Below are 4,944 nucleotides of genomic sequence, written 5' to 3' on the forward strand. Positions count from 1 at the left end.
GTAAGCGTCCGGCCATCACACCTTGTCAGTAATAGCCGGCTTCCAGTTGTGAGGCAATAGCTCATCGATGGCGTTGTTCTTCTGCATCGGGAGACGGGTCAGCACATCCTTCAGATAGGCATACGGATCATGTCCGTTCAGCTTCGCCGACTGGATCAGAGTCATGATGGCAGCCGCACGCTGACCACTGCGCAGTGATCCCGCGAACAACCAGTTGGAGCGGCCCAGCGCCCAGGGCCGGATCTGGTTTTCCACCCAGTTGTTGTCGATGGGCACAGCACCATCGTCCAGGTAGCGCGTCAGCGCTGCCCAGCGTTTGAGGCTGTAATCCAACGCTTTGGCCGTGCCGGAACCATCCGGCACTTTCTGGCGATGCGCCAGCATCCACTGATGCAGCGCATCAGCAATCGGCTTGGCTTTTGTTTCCCGGATTTCCTGCCGCTTGTCCGGTGGCAGGTCTTTGGTGTCCCGCTCGATTTCGTAGAGCCTTCCGATGTACTCCAGCGCCTTAGCGGCTAGCTCGCTCTTGTTGGCTTCGTGCAGATCGTAGAACTTGCGCCGGGCGTGGGCCATGCAACCGATCTCGATGATGCCGTTGCCGAACCCGGCCTTGTAACCAGCGTAATCATCACAGACCAGCTTGCCCTGCCAGTCACCCAGGAAGGTGCGGGCGTGTTCGCCTGCACGGCTGGGCGCGAAGTCATAAACGGTGGCTTTCAGGTCCGAGAACGGTGTGGTGCAGTAAGCCCAGACGTAGGCCTTGTGGGTTTTCTTCTTGCCCGGGGCCAGCATGCTGACCGGGGTTTCATCGGCATGCAGAACGCTGTGGTCCAGCAGGGTGTTTCTCAGCGCATCCACCAGGGGCTGTAACTGCACACCGCAGGCACCGACCCATTCGGCCAGGGTGGAGCGCGGAATTTCGAGGCCGGCGCGACCGAAGATGCGTTCCTGACGGTACAGCGGTAGATGATCGGCGTACTTGGCCACCAGGACCTGAGCCAGCAGACCAGCGGTGGGAATGCCCTTGTCGATCACCTGCGGTGGCACCGGTGCCTGGACCAGGGTCTCGCAACTGTCACAGACCCACTTGCCCCGGATGTGGCGTTCCACCGTGAACTCGCCCGGAACGTAGTCCAGCTTTTCGCTGACGTCTTCGCCGATGCGCTTGAGCTGGCAGCCGCAGCGGCACTGAGTGTTTTCGGGCTCGTGGTGGATCAGGGTGCGGGGCAGTTCCGGCGGCAGCGGGGTGCGCTTGGGCTTTTGCTTTGGCCGGGCAGCTTTCTGCTCCTCGGTCATCGCCTGTTCCAGCTCGACTTCGATAGCCGCCAGGTCGCTGTCGATCAGTTCATCCAGCAGTCGTCCCTGGACGGCGTCCAGTTGCTCGCTGCGCCGGGCATACTTATGGCGCTTGAGGATGGCCACTTCGTGAGTCAGCTTCTCGATGACCGCATCACGGTGCACCAGGGCCCGCTCCTTGTTCTCGACACGATCGAACAGTTCCGTGGCAAGAGCACGGAGCTGATCGGCAGAGAGTTGGTCGAGATCGGGGCGCTGAGTCATGCCCGTCAGTATGCCAAGTCCATGTGCCGCAAGCGATTCGCGGTTCTGGCTATGGCGATATCACTCAGCTTATGGTTACAGAATGGAGATCACGCCTTCAGCGCCAAGGCGTTGCCAGGGCAGGCCCTGAACCAGAGCGGATAACTGTTCCTCAGTCAGGCGCAGTTGGTCACCGCGCCAGGCTTCGCCCCAGTGGAACTTGCCCCGATTCAGCCGGCGAGCACAGAGCCAGATGCCCAGGCCATCGTGGATCAAGACCTTCATCCGGTTGCCCCGTTTGTTGGCAAACAGGTAGGCGCAATGCGGCCTGGCAGAACCGAAGACCTGAATAACCCGAGCCAGCGCTTTGTCTGGCCCGGCTCGCATGTCCAGCGGCTCAGTGGCCAGCCAGATCTCGTCAATGCGGATCATCCCAGCAGATCCCGCAACAGGGCGGCACACTGGTGGGCCTGCTCCGCAGGCCACTCCACCACCACCGCACCACCGGCGCGGGGAATCTCGATGCGGATGGTGCTACGCTTATCCGAGACCGATTGGTTGCCCGGTGCAGAGGTTGCAGCAGGCAGATTAACCGGAACAAATCCCGGTGTTGCTGGTGTTTTATCCGCTCGCTGCGCTTCACTCATCCAGCGCCGGACCATGTTGGCGTTGAGACCGTTATCCAGTGAAATCCGGGAAACGGAGGCCCCGGGTTCCAGGCATTTGGCGACAATCTCGGCTTTGAATTCGCGGGAAAACCGGCGACGGCGTTGGTAGGGCTTGGTTACGCTTAATTCGTTCATGTTAAGTGTCCACTAGAAAATAAGTGGACACTATCCTGACGTTGGCAGCGCCGTGCTCAAGATGGGATCACCGGACGCTTACGCTTCGCTGCGGTTTTGCCCCCGGTGATGGCTGGCGTTACACGTATAAACGGAGACCAAGTATTGAAGCTTTATGAAAACGTAGTTATTGGAAATTTTTTGTATGGTTTGGGTCACTCTATTGGTAATGCCACCAAAGAAAAGCGACAGCTATCAGTTATAAACCTGTTACAACAGACTCCAGCTGACAAGGAGCTAGGAGATATGCTGTTAGAGTTTCCTGGAACTGTAAGGCTGATAGAGTTCAAAAATAGAACAAGCAGCCTTACTAAGGAAAAAGATAGGTGCGATCAGCTAACTATTCAGATTGGTGATAATAAAGAGCTACAGAAAATATCGAGAAATATACATTGGTATGTCGAAACGGAGCCATTTAAGGAATTATGTCTAAACAATATTAATCCATATTTAGACGCATTTTCTGGCAATGAATCTACTCACACAATTGAGTCATTTATCGAAAGCATTACACGGTCGGTAACAGATCCTGACAATAAAATACCAGCCTCTGATCTTGAAGCATATCTTGCACTCGTTTCCACCTGCCAAGGCGACGGGAAGATAGGCACTGGGGGACTGATTGTGTCAGTTGGCGAGGATGGCATTAGGTATCTACAGTTCGCTGATATAATGCAACTAAGGCTGCAACATAAGGACTACGTTCTACAAGTCCAAAAAGAGTTCGAATCAATAATGAACAGACGTCCCTCTGAAGAGAAGAAATTGGATCGAGGGCATAAAATGGGAATAGATAGATAAATGGAAAAGTTCCACTGCCTTGTAGATTCCTCTTTCAATCTATTGAAAGCTAGCGAAAAAAACCAATCTGAAATTGGAAACGTAATAAAGGGACTTGAAAAAAGCTCTAACGCTCTTAATAACACTTCTCGAAATATCGAAAGTAGAATTTCTAGTGCGATAAAAGCATCCAGCCGTGAGTCAGCCAGATATATTTCTCATAAAATCCTTTCAGATTTTAGTGAAGCTGAAAACCATGCTAATGTTGCGGCAGCTCGGTTCGAAAGGGCAGCAAGGTTTTCGATTCTAAAAATAGGATCTATGTTCTTTATATTCTTCTTAATGGCAGGCGCTCTCTTATGGTTTATGTTTATCAAAAACATACCAACAATTGATGAAATTAATCGGCTAAGGAATGAGAAAATTGCCTTAGAGGGAGACATAGAATCATTGAGGCAGTACGGTAATATTTCGAAGTGTAGTGGAAAGCCTTGCATACAGGTTGATCCTTCCGTTGCTTATAGTGAAGAAGAAATGCCTTACTACATAATTATTCCGAAACAATAAATGTGTAACAAAGCATTGCAGCGGACAAGCCGCTGAATGCGGCGTTATGTTTCAAGGATAGTTCGTGGATAGGTCCCAAAAACTCAAAATCTTGCGCAGCGTGGATACCGCTTTGGCTGACCCTGCGCTCCACCAGCGGAAGTTCAAGCGCATACGGATGGTAGTCTCTGCTACCGCGTGGTTGGGTTTTTTCGCAAGCTTTCTGTTGTTCTTCCAGGGGCTCATTGGAATCTACCTTCCAATTTTGGCGTCACTGTCTGGCGTGCTTTTAGGTATTGCACTCTTCCTCGGGAATTCGATTAAACAGTGGCCCTTGTTAGCAGAGCATGTAAGCCGAGAATCGGTCCGAGAGCAGATCAGTGAACTCGAAACATAACCATGCCAGTCACGGCGACGTCTACTACATTGCGGCTTCGCCTCCATTTCGTAGCCGCGCGTGCTGAGCGGCGTTGATATGACTCCCCACGTCAAGAGGCATGCACCAGTCCAGGCCCGTTTCAAAAGGACTTCAATTGAGAGACCTAAAGCAGCTCATCGAACTTGCGGAGGCAAATGAACGAGATCCGGCCACACTCGATCGAGCGATAGAAATCTATGAGCAAATAATCAATGAGCACGATTATTCGCTTTACTCTACGATGGCCGCAGTAGCGCTTGATCGAATCGAGCAACGTGAAACTGCGCCGGCACGGATCAAGCAAGGTGAAACTCCGCCGGCACCGATCGCTAAACGAGAACGTTCGCAGGTTGAGCGCGTGCTTTTCCGACTAGCCATTTTATTCTACGTTGCCTCGCTGGTTCTGCCGGTCGATGGTCACTTCTTCGTGGGAGTGGTGATGCTAGTTTTGTCTGTTATCGGGTCAGTTTGGATGTTTCCTGAAGCGGTTTCTCGCATCCCCAGCGATCCTGCAGCTGCTTTCGGCCTAATTACCTTGCTTAATATGCCTTTCTACAACATTCTTTTCCTCGTTGCGCTGACAAGGTTTTGGGTGGCTGGCCGCTCACGATTTTCTGTCTTCAGAATTGTTTTTTACACCTGTACAGTTTACAGCTTGGTGTGGTCAGCTATAGCGGTGTTCACACACGTTGAGAAGTTTTACATTTCTGGGCTATGGGCAGCGGCTTTTCTATTTTTATCCTTGGCAGTTGCTATTTGCACCGAGAAAAACCTAACCAATGCAGGCAAGGGACGCTCCTGACGTCGCGCCCCTGCTGC

At 52.4% G+C, this 4,944-nt stretch carries 6 protein-coding genes; 3 read left to right on the forward strand and 3 right to left on the reverse strand.

Annotated features, from left to right (window positions below):
- Window positions 1-15: 15 nt before the first annotated feature.
- The 3 genes from tnpC to tnpA all read right to left on the reverse strand — a co-directional run bounded on the left by tnpC (window position 16) and on the right by tnpA (window position 2,342).
- Window positions 16-1,560 carry an IS66 family transposase gene (gene tnpC / locus ACJO3M_RS08660; protein ID WP_406999692.1) on the reverse strand — a complete coding sequence of 515 codons (1,545 nt, stop codon included), beginning with the start codon at window positions 1,558-1,560 and terminating at the stop codon, window positions 16-18.
- A gap of 75 nt (window positions 1,561-1,635) precedes the next feature.
- A complete protein-coding gene (gene tnpB / locus ACJO3M_RS08665; protein WP_406999690.1) occupies window positions 1,636-1,971 on the reverse strand; it encodes an IS66 family insertion sequence element accessory protein TnpB in 336 nt (111 codons plus the stop codon).
- Window positions 1,968-2,342 (reverse strand): IS66-like element accessory protein TnpA, encoded by a 375-nt coding sequence (gene tnpA, locus ACJO3M_RS08670; protein ID WP_406999688.1) that lies wholly within the window; start codon window positions 2,340-2,342, stop codon window positions 1,968-1,970. Before tnpA ends, tnpB begins: the two co-directional genes overlap by 4 nt.
- A gap of 144 nt (window positions 2,343-2,486) precedes the next feature.
- Between tnpA and ACJO3M_RS08675 the strand changes: the two genes are divergently transcribed.
- The 3 genes from ACJO3M_RS08675 to ACJO3M_RS08685 all read left to right on the forward strand — a co-directional run bounded on the left by ACJO3M_RS08675 (window position 2,487) and on the right by ACJO3M_RS08685 (window position 4,927).
- A complete protein-coding gene (locus ACJO3M_RS08675; protein WP_407001003.1) occupies window positions 2,487-3,182 on the forward strand; it encodes a hypothetical protein in 696 nt (231 codons plus the stop codon).
- Window positions 3,183-3,728, forward strand: a complete 546-nt coding sequence (locus ACJO3M_RS08680; RefSeq protein ID WP_407001004.1) for a hypothetical protein — start codon at window positions 3,183-3,185, stop codon at window positions 3,726-3,728. It abuts the gene before it with no gap.
- A 512-nt stretch (window positions 3,729-4,240) separates the two neighbouring features.
- Complete coding sequence (locus ACJO3M_RS08685) at window positions 4,241-4,927, forward strand: hypothetical protein (RefSeq protein ID WP_406998560.1); 687 nt, start codon at window positions 4,241-4,243, stop codon at window positions 4,925-4,927.
- Window positions 4,928-4,944: the final 17 nt, after the last annotated feature.

It is taken from the genome of Marinobacter alkalisoli (assembly GCF_045449795.1).
Taxonomy (GTDB): domain Bacteria; phylum Pseudomonadota; class Gammaproteobacteria; order Pseudomonadales; family Oleiphilaceae; genus Marinobacter.